We start from the raw sequence: 18,382 nt of genomic DNA, 5'->3' as shown, positions 1-18,382 counted from the left end.
GCGCGAAAACCGGCGCTCTCAGGCTACAAAATTCGGCGCCACTTAAACTGTTATTTCCAGGGTTCCTGAAGTTACAAGAAGTTGTCAACCACGCGCTTTCTGGCCACCGCGCCGAATGGTGCTGCGCGAGACTGAGAGCTGCATGTAATGGCACTTCGATAAAACCGCCAGGCCCGGGCGCTTTCACCGAAGTGCCATTACACTAAGCTCTCAACCCGCCTCGCTCCGCACACTGTCGCTGGACACAAGCGACAATAAAAACAGACGCAAAAAAAAGCACGTCAAACTTCAATGTAAATTGAAATTCAACGTACTTCATTTAGTTGATTAAAACACAACATCGTCCACTAACTGGACCACTTCTTCATTGGTCTGAGCCTGAATGGCACGATCAACTAACCGCGCCATTTTCTGAGAATCGAGCCGGCGAAACAGTGCTCGGGTTTTGAGCATGCTCGTTGCACTCATTGAAAACTCGTCTAATCCCATACCAACTAAAAGTGGTACCGCAATCTGATCTCCGGCCATTTCGCCACACATTGCAGCGACTTTGCCTCGTGGTGACAAGCATCGATCACCTGTTTGATCAACCTTAAAATCGCAGGATTATAGGGTTGATACAGGTAAGAGACCTGTTCGTTGGTGCGATCGGCTGCCATGGTGTACCCAATCAAGTCGTTCGTGCCAATGCTCATAAAGTCCACTTCTTTAGCAAACTGATCCGCCATCACAGCGGTTGCGGGTACCTCAACCATCATGCCGAGTTTAACCTCACCAACTGTTTGACCTTCATCAATCAATCGTTGACGTTCCTCGTAATAGACGGCCTTAGCCGCTCGTAATTCCGCTAGGGTGGCGATCATTGGAAACATGATCCACAAATTACCAAATGCCGACGCGCGCAATAGTGCTCGGAGTTGGGTCCGGAAAACTTCGGTTCGTTGTAAGCTAATTCGGATGGCCCGAAACCCCATAAAGGGATTCATCTCATCCGGTAACTTAAGATATGGTAGTTTTTTATCACCACCGATATCCATCGTTCGAACAACGACCGGTTTTTCAACCATTTTGGCCACAACTGATTGGTACGCAGCAAACTGATCGTCTTCTGTGGGCCAATCGGTGGCATCCATGTATAAAAACTCACTCCGAAACAACCCGATCCCGTCACCGCCATTGTCGAGCACCGCTTGTAGATCCTGCGGGGTCCCAATATTAGCGGCAATGAGGTGGGTGATACCATCTTGTGTTTCACTCGGTGCATCTTTGAGTCGTTTCCACTCAATCTTTTGCTGACGAAACTGTTGTTCCGCTTGCTGGTACTTTGTCATCTCTGAAGCTGTCGGTTCAACCAGCCCAGTTCCATGTAACCCATCAACCATGATTGTTTGACCATTTTCAATTATTGCCGTTGCACTTTGAGTCCCCACAACTGCGGGAATTTCAAGGGTTCGTGCCATAATTGCTGAATGAGATGTTCGACCACCGACATCCGTAATGAATCCCTTCACGTAGCGCCGATCCAACTGAGCAGTATCGCTTGGTGTTAAATCATGCGCCACAATAATGACTTCATGATCGATCATTGCCGGATTGGGTAACGTCACCCCCAACAGATGTGCTAACACCCGTTTGGTAACGTCACGAATATCGCTGCTTCGTCCCTGCATATAGGGATTATCTTGCATGTTCTCAAACAAATCAACGTACTGATCCGTCACCTGCTTTAACGCAGCTTCTGCGCCAAAATGCTGGTCACGAATCAGTTTAACGATCTGACGAATCAACTCAGGATCAGACAAAATTTCAAGATGAGCATCAAACACAGCTGCTTCATCAGCCCCCATTGTTTGAATCGCCCGTTGTTTAATCCGGGCAACATCAGCCTTAGCCGCAACAATGGCACTTGATAACCGAGTAATCTGAGCGTTAACGTCCGTAATGGGCGCATTAGAATAGGAAAGGTCAGGTTCAACTAGTCGATATGACTCGGCAATCGCAATGCCATCACTGGCCGCAATTCCCTTCAGTACCTGACGGGCCATTATTCAGAGAGGCCTTCTTCTTTCATCGTCTTAGCGACTTCTTCCATAGCTTCCTTTTCGTCATCGCCATCGGCAGCAATCGTGACGTCAGTGTTTTGGCCCACACCTAATGACATAACGCCCATGATTGACTTCAAGTTAACTGACTTGCCATCATATTCTAAAGTGATGTCAGCGTTATACTTGCTAGCAGCTTGAACTAATAAAGTTGCTGGACGTGCGTGAATCCCTGTTTCTGCGGTGATTTTGAAGTTACGTTTTTCCATAAATATCGATCTCCTTCGACGAACTATAGTCTTTATAGGCTCAATCGCTAGATTTCATGAAAATTGTTTTCACGAGATTCAACGAAAGTTACCTTTATCCTAAGAATATCAATTAATGCACTAAAATACAAGCGAATGTAAGCATTTATCAACCGCTTACATCACTAAATTTATTGTGTTTGGTCGTGATCATAATGATAAATCACGGTCCCGTTTTTTTCAGCCTTACCAATGATGCGTTTTCGGAATTCAAACGCCATGTAGGCGGTTTGAAACGTCATAAAATCGGCCGGCTCAACGGTAAACGTATCGATTTCACCATTTTTAAGTTGCATCATTAGTGCTGTATAATCAGTTGCCACTTGTCATCTCCCCCTTTCATCGTTAGTCTGCTGTTCTAGTTTAACAAAAAGTTGCCGGTTCCCCCAACTTTTATCCCGTTATCGGTGCGCAACACACCTGAGTCGTCGATAATCAGCCACCCACTGTTGGCCATCCCAGAGTGTCGATCGAACGTTATCGGCCATAATGGTTAAAATTTCGGTTTGTTGCTGGTCGTTATATCGCGCCAAATCACTGGCAAAGAATTGCCGGGCCCAGTTAGCTAATCCGGCTTCGCCACCCTTCAATGGCGTTGGTCGATCATAGGTTTCAACCTGTTCAATCGTCATTCCCGCGCGCTCAACCTCATTGCCAAACGTTTCTGCAGTTGCAAAATTAAACCTCGACTGATACCGACCGCCAACACGTTGTAGGGCCGCATCAAAGCCGTGTTCAATGGTGGCAATATTGCCAGCAGCGCCAAACTCACAAACGAGTACGCCATTTGGTTTCAGTGCCCGCGCAATTTGATTCATGAGCAACTGGTGGTTGGAAATCCAGTGAAAGACGGCATTTGAAAACACCACGTCCCATTCATTTTGATAAGTCATCTCAAGGGCGTTTTGGACCTGATATTCAGCCGTGGGGTGAGATTGTTTCGCCTCGGCAATCATACTTGCTGAGCTATCGATTCCCAGTACCCGATGTCCTAATTGGGTTAACTGTGCCGTTAGTCCGCCAGTCCCACAACCAAGGTCTAAAATCGCTTGATTCGGTTGTTGCGGAATAAACGTCAACAACCCCTTACCGTAAGCGGCCACAAAATCGTGTTGCTGGTCATATAGTTGCGCATTCCACTTCAATAACATCATCTCATTTTCTATGTAATAACTTCAAAAAGAAGTGCATCAATTGTACCGCCATCGTGAAGGAAAGAATAGTCAAGGTCTTCATATCTTGAACATCAATCTCGTGAATTGAATCAAAATCCTTGCACTGAAACGCTGATTGCGATACAACATTACTTGAATTAGCACTCGCACAAGTGTCGTGCTAATTTTATCTTGAAAACGTGAGCAAACCGCTTGCGTTCCGACTTGAATATTGTATAATATGGTCAATGGTCAAGATTGGTCAAACAATTAACACCAATTGACCTGACGACTTTAATGAGAAAGGAGTCAAAATATGCTCTGTCAGAACTGTCATCAACGCGAAGCGACAATTCATCTCTACCTAAACGTTAATGGAGAGCGACAGCAAGTTGATTTATGTCAAAATTGCTATCAATTGCTGAAGAATCAGCAATCTAACAACCCTAATTCTGGAAACGGAGGTGCACGTATGGCACAAGACCCATTTGGTTTTAACAGCTTGATGATATTTTCAGATCCATCCAAAATGGTAATCTGAACAATGGTCAACAGGGCTATCAACAACAAGTTCCCCCTACTCAGCCTAATGGCCCAAGGGGCGGTAACAACAATGGCCAAGGTAACAAGGGCGGCGGACTCCTCGGTCAATATGGCCTCGATCTCACTGAACTTGCAAGCCAAGGTAAAATTGACCCCGTGATCGGTCGTGATAAGGAAATCGCTCGGGTCATCGAAATCCTGAACCGGCGTACGAAGAACAATCCCGTCCTAATCGGTGAAGCTGGGGTCGGTAAAACGGCCGTTGTCGAAGGTTTAGCTCAAAAGATCGTTTCGGGTGACGTTCCTCAAAAACTGATCAATAAAAAGATTATCCGTTTTGACGTGGTTTCTCTGGTTCAAGGGACTGGGATCCGTGGTCAATTTGAACAACGGATGCAACAATTAATGGAAGAGGTTCAAAAGAACCCGAACATTATCCTGTTCATTGACGAAATTCACGAAATCGTGGGTGCTGGTAACGCCGAGGGTGGCATGGATGCTGGTAACGTTTTGAAACCAGCCCTTGCTCGTGGTGAATTCCAACTCGTTGGGGCAACAACTTTAAATGAATACCGTGATATTGAAAAGGATCAAGCCCTAGCCCGTCGTCTCCAACCGGTAACGGTTAACGAACCTTCTTCTGAAGAAGCCATTCAAATTTTGAAGGGCATTCAAAAGAAGTACGAAGACTACCACCACGTTCAATATACTGATGACGCCATTGAAGCGGCGGTTAAATTATCTGATCGCTACATTCAAGACCGGTTCCTACCTGACAAGGCCATCGACTTGTTGGACGAAGCTGGCTCAAAGAAGAATTTGACGATCAACGTTGTCGATCCTAAAACCATCGATGATAAGATCAAAGCTGCCGAAGATCAAAAGCAAGCTGCTTTAAAGCAGGAAGACTACGAAAAAGCTGCCTACTACCGTGATCAAGTGACAAAACTTGAAAACGCCAAGAGTTCCCAAACGGCATCGTCTTCTGACGAACAACCAAAGGTCACCGAAGCGGACATGCAACAAATCGTAGAAGAAAAAACTGGTATCCCAGTTGGCGAACTTCAAAACAAAGAACAAGAACAGCTCCGCGACCTTGGTGGGCAATTGAAATCCCACGTCATTGGTCAAGACGAAGCGGTTGATAAGGTTTCACGTGCCATTCGTCGGAACCGAATTGGTTTGAACGGCACTGGTCGTCCAATCGGCTCGTTCCTATTCGTCGGCCCTACTGGGGTTGGTAAAACTGAACTTGCTAAGCAATTGGCGCGTGAACTCTTCGGTTCTAAGGAAGCCATGATTCGGTTTGACATGTCCGAATACATGGAGCCACATTCAGTGGCAAAATTGATCGGGTCACCTCCTGGCTATGTTGGCTACGAAGAAGCCGGTCAATTGACGGAACAAGTTCGGCGTCATCCTTACAGCCTTGTCTTACTAGACGAAGTTGAAAAGGCGCACCCAGACGTCATGCACATGTTCCTTCAAATTCTCGATGATGGTCGTTTGACCGATTCTCAAGGCCGAACCGTTTCCTTTAAGGATACCATCATCATCATGACCTCTAATGCAGGGACTGGTGATGTTGAAGCCAACGTTGGGTTCGGTGCTGAAGCAAGTGGCAAGACCCACTCTGTTTTGGATCAATTAACCAACTACTTCAAGCCAGAATTCTTAAACCGGTTTGATGACATCGTTGAATTTAACGCCCTCACCAAGTCCAACTTGACGAAGATCGTTGATCTGATGATTGATGATGTCAACGCCATGTTAGCTACCCAAGGGCTACACGTTCACGTCACTGCACCAGTCGAAGACAAACTCGTTGATCTGGGCTACGATCCAGCCATGGGTGCCCGACCACTTCGTCGGGTCATCCAAGAACAGATCGAAGACCGAATCGCTGACTACTATCTTGATCATGCGGACGTTAAGAACCTTGTCGCTAAGATTGAAAATGGTGAAATCACCCTTGCAGAAGAAGCACCGGCTGCACCAGCAGAATCGACTTCCACTGCTTCCGATGATTAACCAACAATGATTAACAATTAGCGTTCTGTGAGACGCTTATCATTAAGGCGCGTACCTGCTTTGTGGGTACGTGCTTTTTGTTGTCGTTTGTGTCCAGCGTAAGCATTGGGTGCGATTTGGGTGTTGGCTGTTTGTCGTCTCTTCGCTCACCAAAGTCGCATTGAAAAGCGCTCGTTTAGGCTACAAAATTCGGCGCCACTTTAGCTGTTATTTCCAGGGTTCCTGAAGTTGTAGGAACTTGTCAACCACGCGCTTTCTGACCACCACGCCGAATGGTGCTGCGCGAGACTGAGAGCTGCATGTAAGGGGTTTCGATAAAACCGCCAGACCCGGGCGCTTTCACCGAACCCCCTTACATTACGCTCTCAACCCGTCTCGCTCCGCACACTTACCGACAGTTAAAACACGCATAAGAAAAAATGCCAAACAAACCTCACAAACTGCTATTAATTTCTCGCCATCATGCGGTATACTAGAATTAAAACTAAGTGAGGAGGGGTGTGAATGACTTTTTTAGAACAGCTACGGCGCCTATTTGGTAACGATAGTGACGCTCAACCGAACGCACCAATGGAAGCGGAACCAGCCACTAAAAACGACGTGCCAGCTCAAGCTGAATTCTACGCTGCCCCTTCAACCCCTAATGTGAATACGACCAACGCTGTCGTCTTGATTGGCTACGTTGACGAGGCCGGCACCGCCCTTAGTGATCCGGAGTGGTTAAATGGCCAACTGGGCGAACCGTTGCATTTAGAATTTCGTCAATTTGATGATTACTTGCTCGCAGATATTCAGGGCTTTACCACGACTTTTGACGCGCCCTACCATATCATGACCCTGCATTTTATTAAAAAGCTTGGCCATCCGGCGATTCTTTATCCCATCGACTACGATACTGGGCGACTCGTTGCCGTGCCAAAACTACTCTCCGGCCCACTAAACGTCCCCTTTCTCTTCAAAACACCTAAAATTGAAGGGTATCGGATGATTAAAGCTAGCCGACCATTGACCGGTCACTTTACCGATCAACCTCAAGTTTTGATTGCCCTACTTCGGCAGTCCAATTGGCAATCTGTCCAGCGGGTCAACTACTACCTAGAGTTGAATCAGTCAACGCCAATTTATTACACACCTGCCGGCAAGCGCCATCCGTACGAATTTCCCAGCCATTCCGTTTGGCGGCTTTTATGAAGGTGACGTTAACGAACGGTGATGTTTGGTACAACCTCGGTGGTCCCCAATGGATTTTGAATGATAAAATCGTGATCACCGACCGCCCAGCACAAACACCAATCGATAATGATGACGACATTCCTGCTGGGCCACAGTTTGATGCCGTTCACTTTGAGGGGCGCATCGATTTCGTTGCAAACGAGTCGGTTTCCTACTACGATGCACCAAATGGTCTGATTATCGGTGAACTAGCCCATAACACGCCCGTAACGATCACCGGTCAACTAGAAGATCCCGCCGGCATTATGTGGTATCGCTTAACTCACGATTGGATCATTCCGGCCCACTATGTTCGACTAAAACATCAACCAACCACCGCTGATTAACATCGTCAATTGAAAAAGGTCCCATGCTTCCCAATTTTGGGAGCCATGGGACCTTTTTTAGAGTACCTAACTAATATCAATCACTCGACATCAGCATCTGTGGCACATCTTGTCGCTTTAACCGAATACGTTTTGCAATCTCCAGGACACAACTTGGAATAAAGATTGCCACCCCAACGATCACCCAGTTCAACATCGGCATGGTCGTTACTGAAAATAGTTCGCGTAAGCCAGGGATAATCGCGATTGCAACGACGAAGGCTGCGGCCAAGCAAACCCCTACGTTCAACGCATGATTTCCTCGAATTGACTGCCAAGTTAGCGGTTGACGAGTCTTGATCGGATAAATATCGATCATTGATCCCAGTGCTAACGTGAAGAAGAGCATCGTCGACCCAATCATTGGATCGTTATTTGCTAAACCGAACCGGCCGAGGCCGTAGATGCCCAACGTCAAAATAATAAACGTTGTCGTCCGAACCGCCACCCGACGTGTCATCCCATCCGCAAAAATACTCGTTTGGCGCGAAATTGGTGGCCGTTGCATCGTCTGCGCTTCAGCGGGTTCTCGACTGAGATAGAATCCCGGAATTCCATCGGCGAGCACGTTGATCACCAATAACTGTTCCGCAATCAACGGTGCGCCCCACCCAATCATCACTGCCGTAATCATCAAGAAGATTTGGGCAAAGTTAACACCGATTAAAAATTCAACAGCTTTTAAGATATTTTGATAAACGGCCCGACCGGTGGCAATCGCCGCAACGATCGTTTCGAAATTATCATCAGTCAAGATCATGTCACTGGCATTTTTCGAGACTTCGGTACCCGTGATGCCCATGGCAACGCCAACATCCGCAGCCTTCAGCGCCGGTGCATCGTTCACCCCGTCCCCCGTCATGGCGACCGTTGCGCCTTGACTCTGCCAAGCGGTCACGATTCTAATCTTGTCTTCCGGCGATACCCGGGCATAAACACTGACGTCTGCGATTCGCTGCGTTAACTCTTCATCGCTTAATGTTCGCAAAGAAGCCCCTGTCAGCACCTGATCCGTTGGTTTTAAAATGCCAATTTGTTTCGCAATCGCCTTAGCGGTTTCCAAATGGTCACCCGTAATCATCACCGTGCGAATGCCAGCGTCAGCAGCTTGGCGGACTGCGATAATCGCCGCATCCCTTGGCGGATCAATCATGCCAATCAAACCACTCAGTTGAAGGTCACTTTGCAACGCCTCGATCGATTCAGTCGGTTGGTGATCAAAGATTCGGTACCCCACCGCCAGCACGCGCAACGCCTTTTGCGCAAACTGATCATGAATTCGCATGGTTACCGCCCGTTGAGCCGCCGTTTGCGTAACTGGTAAATGATCAATTGCGCCTTTAACGATTAACAAATACCGTCCATCTGGCATCCGATGAAGGGTCGCCATCGTTTTCTTTGTTGAATTAAACGGATCCTCGGCTACTCGAGGATAATCTGTCTCAAATTGGGCCCGGGACTGATCAAACTTAGCCAACCAGCGAACGATCGCCAATTCAGTTGAGTCACCAACTTCAACGATTTCACCATTGACGGTTTCACGAGTAGCGTTGGTTGCCAATCCCATTAAGCGCATCAAGGCTAAATTCTCATCCGCTAACGCCATCTTTTTCACCTGAATCGCTTGTGGTTGCCCGGCTAACCAGTAATCCGTAACGGTCATCTGATTTTGAGTCAACGTCCCCGTTTTATCCGAACAAATCACATTCACGCCACCAATCGTTTCAACCGCATCAACCCGGCGCATAATTGCGTGTTGCTTCGCCATCGCAGTTACCCCATGGGCCAGGCTAATCGTGACAATGATCGGCAATGTTTCTGGCACCGCCGCAACTGCCAACGAGACCCCAATCATCAACGCGTCCGTCAGTGGCTCGCCCTGGAAAAAGACCCCTAGGATAAAGATGGCAATGCCACCCACGATTGCCACACCAGTCAGCCGACTGGACAGCTGATTGAGCCGTTTTTGTAACGGTGTTATCCGGCTCTTCGTTCGGTTCAACATACCGGCAATGGCGCCAAGTTCGGTCGCCATCCCAATCGCAGTCACCACCATTAAACCAGTTCCTTGCGCAACACCAGTTCCGGAAAAAACTTCATTTCGCCGATCGCCCAACTCAGTTGCCTGCTTCGCTAACGCGTCCGCAGTTTTCTTCACGGGTTCACTTTCACCGGTTAGAATGGCTTCATCCAGTTGTAGTGCAACCGCTTCAACTAATCGGCCATCCGCTGGAATTTGGTTACCACCCCGAAGTTGAACAAGATCACCAACGACGAGTTCGGTCGCGCTAATCACTTGCGCCTGACCATCACGAATCACCGTAACTTCGTGAACGTTCAGTTTTTTGAGCGCAGAGAGCGATTTTTCAGCACTGTGTTCTTGAAACATCCCAATAACAATATTCAGGACAAGAATTGCACCAATCACAATTGGTTTCGTCCAACCACCGTTCACCGCAATCGCGAGATACGTTGATAACACCACTGCAAATAAAAGAACTAACGAAGCCACATCTGACACATGCCGCCAGATTTTTTGAAGTAGCGAAGGCGGCTTTTCTTCCTGAAGTTCATTTCGGCCAAGTTGTTGCCGCTGCATCACCATTTCTTTGGTCAGGCCGCGGGATAGATCCGTCTTTAACTGTTCGGCAAGTTGTTGCCGGCTTTGGGTTGCAGTCGTCATTGTCATCTCGAGCAGTCCTTTCCTAATTCACTATTAAAAATCATCAGATAGTGAAATGAGATTGTATTTCTACTACTAGTGTATCGTATTTTACGTTAAATATTATGATTACCATTAGAATTTTTCATGATTTTTTTGTGACCAAAATCAAAAAGCCTTACCTAACGCAATTGTCAGGTAAGCTTTTAAGCAACTAAGCCTCTTGGGCTTGTGCTGCTTGCGCTAAAATATTCAAGTAATTAAATGGTCGGTCAAAGTTTGGTTGGAACAGCATGTCCACCATCGCGAGGTCATCAATTGTGTTGTGGTTTTGGATGCAAACCGATAACAAGTTGGCTGACTGTGAAATATCGTACTTACTCATCAGTGCGCCCCCTAAAATTCGGCGGGTTGCTGGATCGTAAACCAATGACATTTGAACGGGTAACGTGGTTGGCATGAACTCTGGCCGGTAATTATCTTCAACGATCACCTGCTTAGCTTCAATGCCTTGCGCATGGGCTGCTTCATAGGTCAAACCAGTTGAACAGATTGAAACGCCATAGAGTGCCAATCCAGATGAAGATTGTGTGCCCATGTAGCGGGTCGTTGGTTTAACTAAGTTCTTCCCAACCAAGATGCCTTGTCGAACGGCATTGGTTGCCAATGGAATATACGCATTTTTACCCGTTGGATTGTAGTGAACTGCTGCACTATCACCCGCAGCAAAAATGTCTGGATCTGAACTTTGCATATAATCGTTGGTGATAATTGCCCCGTTTTCGGCCATCGTGACCTTGCCCTTTAAAAGTTCCGTGTTTGGTCGGAAGCCAATGCAAAGCACTGCTAGGTCAACCGTAACCGTTTCCTTATCAGTTTTGATCGTCACTTCTTGACCGTTGGTTTCAAAGGATTGCACCTTTTGATTCAACGCTAATTTAACCCCGTGCGCTTCGTAATCGGCTTCAATTTTATCCGTAAAGCTGGCATCGAAGTACTTGGGCATCACCCGTTCTTGCGCGTCAATTAGGGTCACTTCATGACCATCAAGCGAGTAGGCTTCGGCTAATTCTGCCCCGATGTAGCCCGCACCAATCACGGCGATTCGTTTGGCACTCGCAGCTTGTTTAAATAACGCTTGTGCGTGCGCCCAATTCTTGCACAGCAATACCCGGTCACTGTCGATTCCAGGAATTGGTGGTACCACTGGCCAAGAGCCAGTCGTCATCACTAATTTATCATAATGTTGCACACTGGTCTCACCAGTTGCCAAGTCTTCAACCGTCACGGTGTGCGTGCCATTATCCACGTTCTTCACGTTATGTTGCATCTGAACGTTGGCCCCTAACTTAGCCAACTCTTCCGGACTCGAGTAGAACAGCCCCTGTGGATCCTTCACTTGACCACCAAGGTAAAGTGCGATGCCGCAAGACAGAAACGAAATCACGTCATTTCGTTCGTAAACGGTCACGTCCGCATCAGGATGTTCCGCTAAAATTTGTTTCGTCGCAAAGGTACCAGCGTGAGTACAACCAATGACAACAACTTTCATGAAAAATTCCTCCTATGTGGGTGCAGGTTATAACGTTAACTTGTTCACAACTATATTTTACACAATCATCATCACTTGTCAACATTTCACAAGTGAAACTGTTTTACCCGAGTTTTTCCCGGTTGTAAATGCTTTTGAATCAATTGGTATAACTACTTCGAGACACAAGTATCTTGAAGTGTACCGAGTTTTCAGTGAGCAAGCCGGCATTGTAACCGACTTGCAATTTTCGACATACCACTCGATGATTTTTTCTAATTCTTCACAAATTTTCACGCAACTACGCTATCATAGGAGTTAATTTAACGATAAAGGAAGTTTTTTTATGCAACCACATTCAGCCTGTACCTCGATTCTAGTTGGGAAAGCCGCTAGTATCGATGGTTCCGTCATAATCGCCCGAAATGACGATACCTTTTACCCCCTCACGCCACAACGATTTTACATGCATGAGGCGGTCCACGATCGGCACGAAATCTTAAAATCAACTCAAAACGGCTTCGAAGCCCCATTACCTGAAAACGGTGTGGCTTACCAAGCAACCCCCAACGTTGAAGTCGCTGAAAAGGGCCTGTACGAAGAAAGTGGCATTAACGCTAATAATGTTGCTATGAGCGCCACAGAAAGTGTTTACGGTAACCCTAAAGCACTGGCCTTTGATCCATTAGTTCCGGATGGTCTTGCTGAAGACACGATGCCAACAATGGTCCTTCCCGTGATCACATCTGCGCGCCACGGCGTTAGCGTGCTTGGTGACTTGATCAAGCAATACGGTTCCCCTGAGGCAACGCCGTTTTATTTGCCGACCACGATGAAGCTTGGTACATGGAAATCGTTACCGGTCATCACTGGGTTGCCCAACGCATTCCGGACGATGCCTACGTTGTGACGGCCAATCAAGTTGCCATTCAAAACGTAGATTTCGATGATCCTGACCAATTTATGTGGTCAGCTGGTATTCAAGACTTCGTCAGTGAGCACCACTTGAATCCAGACCCAACAACTTGGAACTTCCGTCGAATTTTCGGGACGGATACTGAAAAGGACCGCCACTACAACACCCCACGGGTCTGGTACGGCCAACGGTATTTAACCCCCGATGTGCATCAGGAACCCGATTCATCTGACCTGCCATTCATCTGCCATGCAAACCGTAAAATTAGCGTTGATGACGTGTCAGCTATCTTAGGCTCCCACTACAATGAAACCGACTATGACCCACTGGGACGTGGTCCACAAGCGCTCAAAACAAAATTCCGGCCAATTGCGATGAACCGGACCCAAAATTCTCACGTCCTCCAGCTCCGCAATGACGTGCCAGCTGCTCAATCAGCTATCATGTGGCTCTGCTTAGGCGTGCCAGCATTTAGTCCATTCGTCCCATTCTTCGCAAATGCAACGGACACCGCCCCAACTTACAGCACAACACCACTGCACGCCGATAACGTCAGTGCCTACTGGTTGTACCGAAAACTGTCCGTCTTGGTCGAATCCCACTACGCTGAATTTATTCAACCAGATATCGATTTTCTGACCGCCTCAAAGCAGGCCTTCACCGCTCACGTTGCGGCAACGGATACTGCGGCTCAGCAATTAGACGGCGCTGAATTGACTGCTTATTTAACAGCCCAAAATCGCGCGATTGCTGACGTTACTCAGGAACGCACGACGCAATTGATCAACCAGTTATTCGAACAAGGTTTAACGTTGTCGAAGCTGACGTTTAATATGGATGTCAATTTGTAACAACCTAACTTTACAGGTACACAAAAAGCGTGATCTAAAGTCACTTAATGACTTTTAGATCACGCTTTTATGACGCATTTCACAAATTACAACTTCGCCGTCAACGTCACGTCCGGATACTTATCCTTAAACCAACGTTCCGCAAACTGGTTTTCAAACAAGAACAGTGGTTCTTCGTTCAAGTCCTTGACCAACAAGTTTCGGCTTGATGACATCCGTTCGTCCAGTTGTTCTGGATCGATCCAACGGGCAATCTTGTGGCCCATTGGTTCCATGACAACATCTGAGTTATATTCGTTCTTCATCCGGAACTGGAAGACTTCAAATTGAAGTTGCCCAACGGCCCCAAGGATGTAATCGCCGGTCGTATAAGAGGTATACAGTTGAATAGCCCCTTCTTGAACCAGTTGTTGGATCCCCTTGTGGAACGATTTTTGCTTCATCACGTTCTTTGCTGAAACACGAACAAACAGTTCTGGCGTAAATTGTGGCAGTTTTTTCAAATTGAAGCTTGTGCTTACCGGTGTAGATTGTATCGCCGATTTGGTAGTTACCGGTATCGTAGAGCCCGATAATATCTCCCGCCACGGCGGTATCCACGTTTTCACGGGTATCCGCCATAAACTGGGTCACGTTGGATAACCGCATGGTTTTACCCGTCCGACCCAACGTCACATCCATCCCGTGTTTGAACATCCCAGAACAGATTCGCACAAAGGCGATCCGGTCACGGTGCTTAGGATCCATATTAGCTTGAATCTTGAAGACAAACCCTGAAAATTGGTCGTCAGTTGGTTCAACGTCATCATCTTCTTGCGTATGGTGAGCAGCTGGTTGTGGCGCAAATTGGAGGTACGTTTCCAAGAACGTCTTAACCCCAAAGTTCGCCAAAGCTGACCCAAAGAAGACTGGCGTTTGATCCCCACTGGCGATCTTATCCATATCAAACTGGTTCCCAGCGTCTTCAATCAACTCGATGTTGTCCCGCGCATCTTGGTACCACGAGTTGGTCTTCAATGGTTGATCATCGCTGATGTCCCCATTTTCATCTAATGGCAAATACGTGGTTTCATCAGAATCGGCTCGGAATAAGGCCACCCGCTTATGGTAACGGTCATACAAGCCCTTCAATTCCTTACCCATCCCAATTGGCCAATTCATTGGGTAACCTTCGATGCCCAAAACTTCTTCCAATTCGGCGATCAAGTCCAACGGATCGCGACCATCACGGTCTAACTTGTTCATGAAGGTAAAAATCGGAATGCCCCGCATCTTACAGATTTGGAACAGTTTCTTTGTTTGGGGTTCGATCCTTTGCAGAGTCAATGACCATGACAGCTGAATCGACGGCCATCAAGGTTCGGTAAGTATCTTCAGAGAAATCTTCGTGCCCAGGGGTGTCCAAGATGTTGATCCGTTTCCCCTCGTAGTCAAACTGCATCACGGAACTCGTTACCGAGATCCCACGTTTTTGTTCAATTTCCATCCAATCGGATTTAGCAAAATTACCACTCTTCTTCGCCTTAACCGTTCCGGCTTGACGAACTACGCCCCCAAACAGCAATAACTGTTCGGTAATGGTGGTTTTCCCAGCATCAGGGTGAGAAATAATTGCAAATGTGCGCCGTGTTGCGACGTCTTGGGATAATGTCATATCGTTGTTCCTTTCACCTATCGTTCAAAATCACGCTATTTTTTAGTATAACACGATTAACCATCGCTTGTCGCTAACCGCCGTAAGAAACTAACCGACGTAATAGCGAAAAATCCCACTGGTCATCAACAACTAACCATTGGGATCTCACTACGGCCTTTATTAACCGTTCTTTTCAATTTGGTGCACGACGTAGTTGACGACCTTCAGGGAACTCAGCCCATCATCAATCGCACAGAACCGGTCGTAGAACTTCATAAACTGTTTATCATTACTCATATCAGGCTGCTTCAAGCAATCTGCCACCCCAGCGAGTAGTTCGGTCTCGTTGTTGGCAATGGCGCCTGGGAGGTCCTTTTCGTAGTTCAGGTAGAAGCCCCGCAATTCGTCCTTGTACAAGTGGTAATCGTACGGATAGAACAAAATTGGCCGCTTCAGGTAGGCATAATCGAAGAACACGGATGAGTAATCGGTGATCAGCATATCTGAGACGAGGTACAGGTCTGAAATATCTGGATGACTTGAGAAATCGTAAACGAAGTCCGTGTAGTCACTAATGTCTAACGCATTAGCAATCAAGTAGTGCATCCGTAAAATCAAAACCGTATCCTCACCAAACTGCTGCTTGAAATCATCCAAGCTAAATGGCAGTTCAAAGGTGTATTTACCCTTTTCAGCGAATTGGTTATCCCGATAAGTTGGCGCGTATAAAACGACCTTCTTGTCTAACGGAATGCCTAACTTCACCTTTAATTCTTCGATATCACTCGTCGACGAATTAATGAGTTCATCGTTTCGTGGATACCCCACCTTTAAAATCTGGTTGTTAAACCCAAAGGCCGACCGGAAGATTTGGGTTGAGTAATCATTTGGTGAGACCAGTGCATCCCAACGGTTCGCTTCCTTAACGAAGTTCGCGTGGTACTTGCTGGTCGTGGTGCCCGGCATCGACACGTTTTCAATATCTAAGCCCAACTTCTTCAGCGGCGTCCCGTGCCAAGTCTGGATATAAGTCACGTAATTAGGCTTCTTGACCCAGGCTGGGAAGCGGGCGTTACTGATCCAGTAAGTGGCCTTCTCTAACGTCCGCACCCACTTAGAGGTCCGCCGAATGACGTAAGGGATGTTGTTGGCTTTACAGAACCCTTTAACGCTACGGTCAATCGACCAAACGAAGTTAAAGCCAGGATATAGTTCGCTAAACAGCCGGTAAATGGCGTACGGACTATCACTCACCTGACGACCACCAAAGCTTTCAAACACAATGGTCGGTTGTTCAAATGGTCGGTGCCCAGACTTGAATAACCACCGCATCCGTTGCAGGTTAAGCTTGTCTTGGATGGTTTTACCCAAGCCCCATACTGACTGGAATTTTTGAGGTACAGCCCCCAACTTTTCGCCAAATGATGGTGCTGGGAACTCTTTGATCACGATGCCATTATGGTAGTTCTTTTCAATCAGCACCATGCGCCCGCCGGGTAACACCGCTTGGGTATTTTGCCCTGCTAACGACCGTGCTAAAATCAAGTGTTGGTTGATTTCACGAGTGCCAATCATGTACTGAATGTAAACATCTTCAACGGAATCCGTTGGTAGATCAGACAGTGGAATCGAAACGTTAAACATTCCCCGCAAGCTGCCCTTATCAGTTGGGTAAGAGAGGTTAGCATCGGAATGACGACTCTTTAAAATCACTTTTTGGTCAACAATTGGCTGCCCGTTGATCCGGTTATAACCGGTAATCTGCAACTGGTCGTTCAACAAGTTGACCGAGTTGATACTAAACTCATCTTCGGACTGCTTCGTGTGAATGTTAAAGGTCGCCATGCCCTCAGAATCCGAGTTAAATTGATAGTAACTCGTCAAGGATAACTGATGCCGATCACTCAAATATTCACTTTCAACCTGCAGAATAACCCGCTCTGAGTTCGCTTCAAAGGCAAAAAACATTTGCCAAGTAAATTCACTTTGATCAAACGCTTTAAATTGAAGTTGCTCTGGATCCACGCGAACCCGGACAAGGTTGTTATCGATCACCTTTGTCACTGGGAACGTAATGGTCGCTAAACTCGTTGTTTCAAGAAACGTGACCCGCAATTGGTCAAAGGATCCCGGAACGTCGATGAGTTCAAATTCTAGTTCTTGTTTTTTCTTTTTTTGGTGTAGCCCTGATAATATCGCACGCACGCGGAACGACTCCTTCTTGTAAGATTGATTAGTAGTTAAAAATCAACTGTTGTGGTAGGTGCTCGACTAGCTTGGGGTTATCGTTGAGGTCAATAAAGATCTCTGCACCCTCAGGAACCGTCGTTTGCAACAACTGAGCGTAAAATTCGTACGCATCACTGAACCGGTGGTAACCGACGTGGTCGATCACCTCGTAGTCAGCGCGGTCTTCAGCTGCCTGATAAACCACGTGCTTTTGATCGTCAGTTTCCGATAGCAGGTTGGTAAACACCAGTTTAGAAGTCCGGCCCATATCATATGCATAGGTCACTGGATGTTGGTGCCGAATAAACCGGTAAACGAGTTCCCCCTGTGCGTTCAGTAACATCGCTTGTTCGATCACACCATCTTGATAAGTCATCATCCCAGCAGGACGTTGATCTTCATAGACGACACTTTGAACGGGTTGGTTATCGACTAACCGGGTCTTCATTAATGGCGTTTGGGTGGCATCCGTTACCGTTTCAGCAACGATCTCACCCGCATCAATGTAGCGGTGAATCGTGCCATTTGCGATTGTTTGGGTCGCAAACTGTTTGCTTGGTAGGGTTTCAAAATCATCATTAAATTGGTCTTCTGCCCGCAAAGCAACCCCTGACGTATTGGCACTAATTCTGCCATGGTTCGAATCTCAAACTGGGCAGCCTGTTCTGGTTTGACCATTGCTTGTAACGTTTGCCGGGCAATTTCATATTCATCAAATTGAACAATTGCTAGCAACGCCGTAATTTGAACGTGTTCTTCAAGTAACGCTTTAATTTTTTGTTGGAACGTCAGTTTTTTAAGCCCTGCAAGTGACGTTACCAAAAAGAATGCCTGTTCCATCTGCTTCCTCACTTTTTGCCTATTGATTAACGACACCCTAA

General features: G+C 46.9%; 9 protein-coding genes and 4 pseudogenes. 4 read left to right on the top strand and 9 right to left on the bottom strand.

Features of this window, described 5'->3' with window-relative positions; translation table 11 throughout:
- Positions 1-327: 327 nt before the first annotated feature.
- The 4 genes and pseudogenes from ptsP to JCM2765_RS07735 form a co-directional block, all read right to left on the bottom strand.
- Positions 328-2,045: pseudogene (ptsP, locus tag JCM2765_RS07750) on the bottom strand (phosphoenolpyruvate--protein phosphotransferase).
- Positions 2,045-2,311 (bottom strand): phosphocarrier protein HPr, encoded by a 267-nt coding sequence (locus JCM2765_RS07745; RefSeq protein WP_054735804.1) that lies wholly within the window; start codon positions 2,309-2,311, stop codon positions 2,045-2,047. The pseudogene ptsP and the gene JCM2765_RS07745 overlap by 1 nt, the downstream one beginning before the upstream one ends.
- 170 nt (positions 2,312-2,481) lie before the next feature.
- Positions 2,482-2,673 (bottom strand): protein YkzS, encoded by a 192-nt coding sequence (ykzS, locus tag JCM2765_RS07740; protein ID WP_054735801.1) that lies wholly within the window; start codon positions 2,671-2,673, stop codon positions 2,482-2,484.
- A 78-nt stretch (positions 2,674-2,751) separates the two neighbouring features.
- Positions 2,752-3,501: a class I SAM-dependent methyltransferase gene (locus JCM2765_RS07735; protein ID WP_173585542.1), complete on the bottom strand. Its 750-nt coding sequence runs from the start codon at positions 3,499-3,501 to the stop codon at positions 2,752-2,754.
- 319 nt (positions 3,502-3,820) lie between these two features.
- Between JCM2765_RS07735 and JCM2765_RS07730 the strand changes: the two are divergent.
- The 3 genes and pseudogenes from JCM2765_RS07730 (at position 3,821) to JCM2765_RS07720 (ending at position 7,637) form a co-directional block, all read left to right on the top strand.
- Positions 3,821-6,078 (top strand): annotated as a pseudogene (locus JCM2765_RS07730) (ATP-dependent Clp protease ATP-binding subunit).
- Between the two features lie 504 nt (positions 6,079-6,582).
- Complete coding sequence (locus JCM2765_RS07725) at positions 6,583-7,269, top strand: MucBP domain-containing protein (RefSeq protein ID WP_054735798.1); 687 nt, start codon at positions 6,583-6,585, stop codon at positions 7,267-7,269.
- Positions 7,266-7,637, top strand: coding sequence for a hypothetical protein (locus JCM2765_RS07720; protein WP_054735795.1), 372 nt, complete (start codon positions 7,266-7,268; stop codon positions 7,635-7,637). Before JCM2765_RS07725 ends, JCM2765_RS07720 begins: the two co-directional genes overlap by 4 nt.
- 76 nt (positions 7,638-7,713) lie before the next feature.
- Here the strand turns inward: JCM2765_RS07720 and JCM2765_RS07715 are convergent, their stop codons facing one another.
- Together JCM2765_RS07715 and JCM2765_RS07710 are read right to left on the bottom strand one after the other, a co-directional pair.
- Positions 7,714-10,365 carry a cation-translocating P-type ATPase gene (locus tag JCM2765_RS07715; protein WP_054735792.1) on the bottom strand — a complete coding sequence of 884 codons (2,652 nt, stop codon included), beginning with the start codon at positions 10,363-10,365 and terminating at the stop codon, positions 7,714-7,716.
- A 187-nt stretch (positions 10,366-10,552) separates the two neighbouring features.
- Positions 10,553-11,890 carry an FAD-dependent oxidoreductase gene (locus JCM2765_RS07710; protein WP_054735789.1) on the bottom strand — a complete coding sequence of 446 codons (1,338 nt, stop codon included), beginning with the start codon at positions 11,888-11,890 and terminating at the stop codon, positions 10,553-10,555.
- Positions 11,891-12,215: 325 nt separating this feature from the next.
- Here JCM2765_RS07710 and JCM2765_RS07705 point away from each other — a divergent pair.
- Positions 12,216-13,636, top strand: a pseudogene (locus JCM2765_RS07705) (C69 family dipeptidase).
- Between the two features lie 86 nt (positions 13,637-13,722).
- On the opposite strand, the pseudogene JCM2765_RS07700 reads toward JCM2765_RS07705, so the two are convergent.
- The 3 genes and pseudogenes from JCM2765_RS07700 to JCM2765_RS07690 form a co-directional block, all read right to left on the bottom strand.
- Positions 13,723-15,290 (bottom strand): annotated as a pseudogene (locus tag JCM2765_RS07700) (peptide chain release factor 3).
- Positions 15,291-15,452: 162 nt separating this feature from the next.
- Positions 15,453-17,477: a CDP-glycerol glycerophosphotransferase family protein gene (locus tag JCM2765_RS07695; protein ID WP_054735786.1), complete on the bottom strand. Its 2,025-nt coding sequence runs from the start codon at positions 17,475-17,477 to the stop codon at positions 15,453-15,455.
- 28 nt (positions 17,478-17,505) lie between these two features.
- The gene (locus tag JCM2765_RS07690) at positions 17,506-18,102 is read right to left on the bottom strand and encodes a hypothetical protein (protein WP_156301722.1); all 597 of its coding nucleotides are present in this window, start codon (positions 18,100-18,102) and stop codon (positions 17,506-17,508) included.
- Positions 18,103-18,382: the final 280 nt, after the last annotated feature.

It is taken from the genome of Secundilactobacillus similis DSM 23365 = JCM 2765 (assembly GCF_001311075.1).
Classification (GTDB): Bacteria; Bacillota; Bacilli; order Lactobacillales; family Lactobacillaceae; genus Secundilactobacillus; species Secundilactobacillus similis.
Note: the sequence above shows the minus strand (reverse complement) of the source record. Positions and strands in the feature narration are given on the sequence as shown.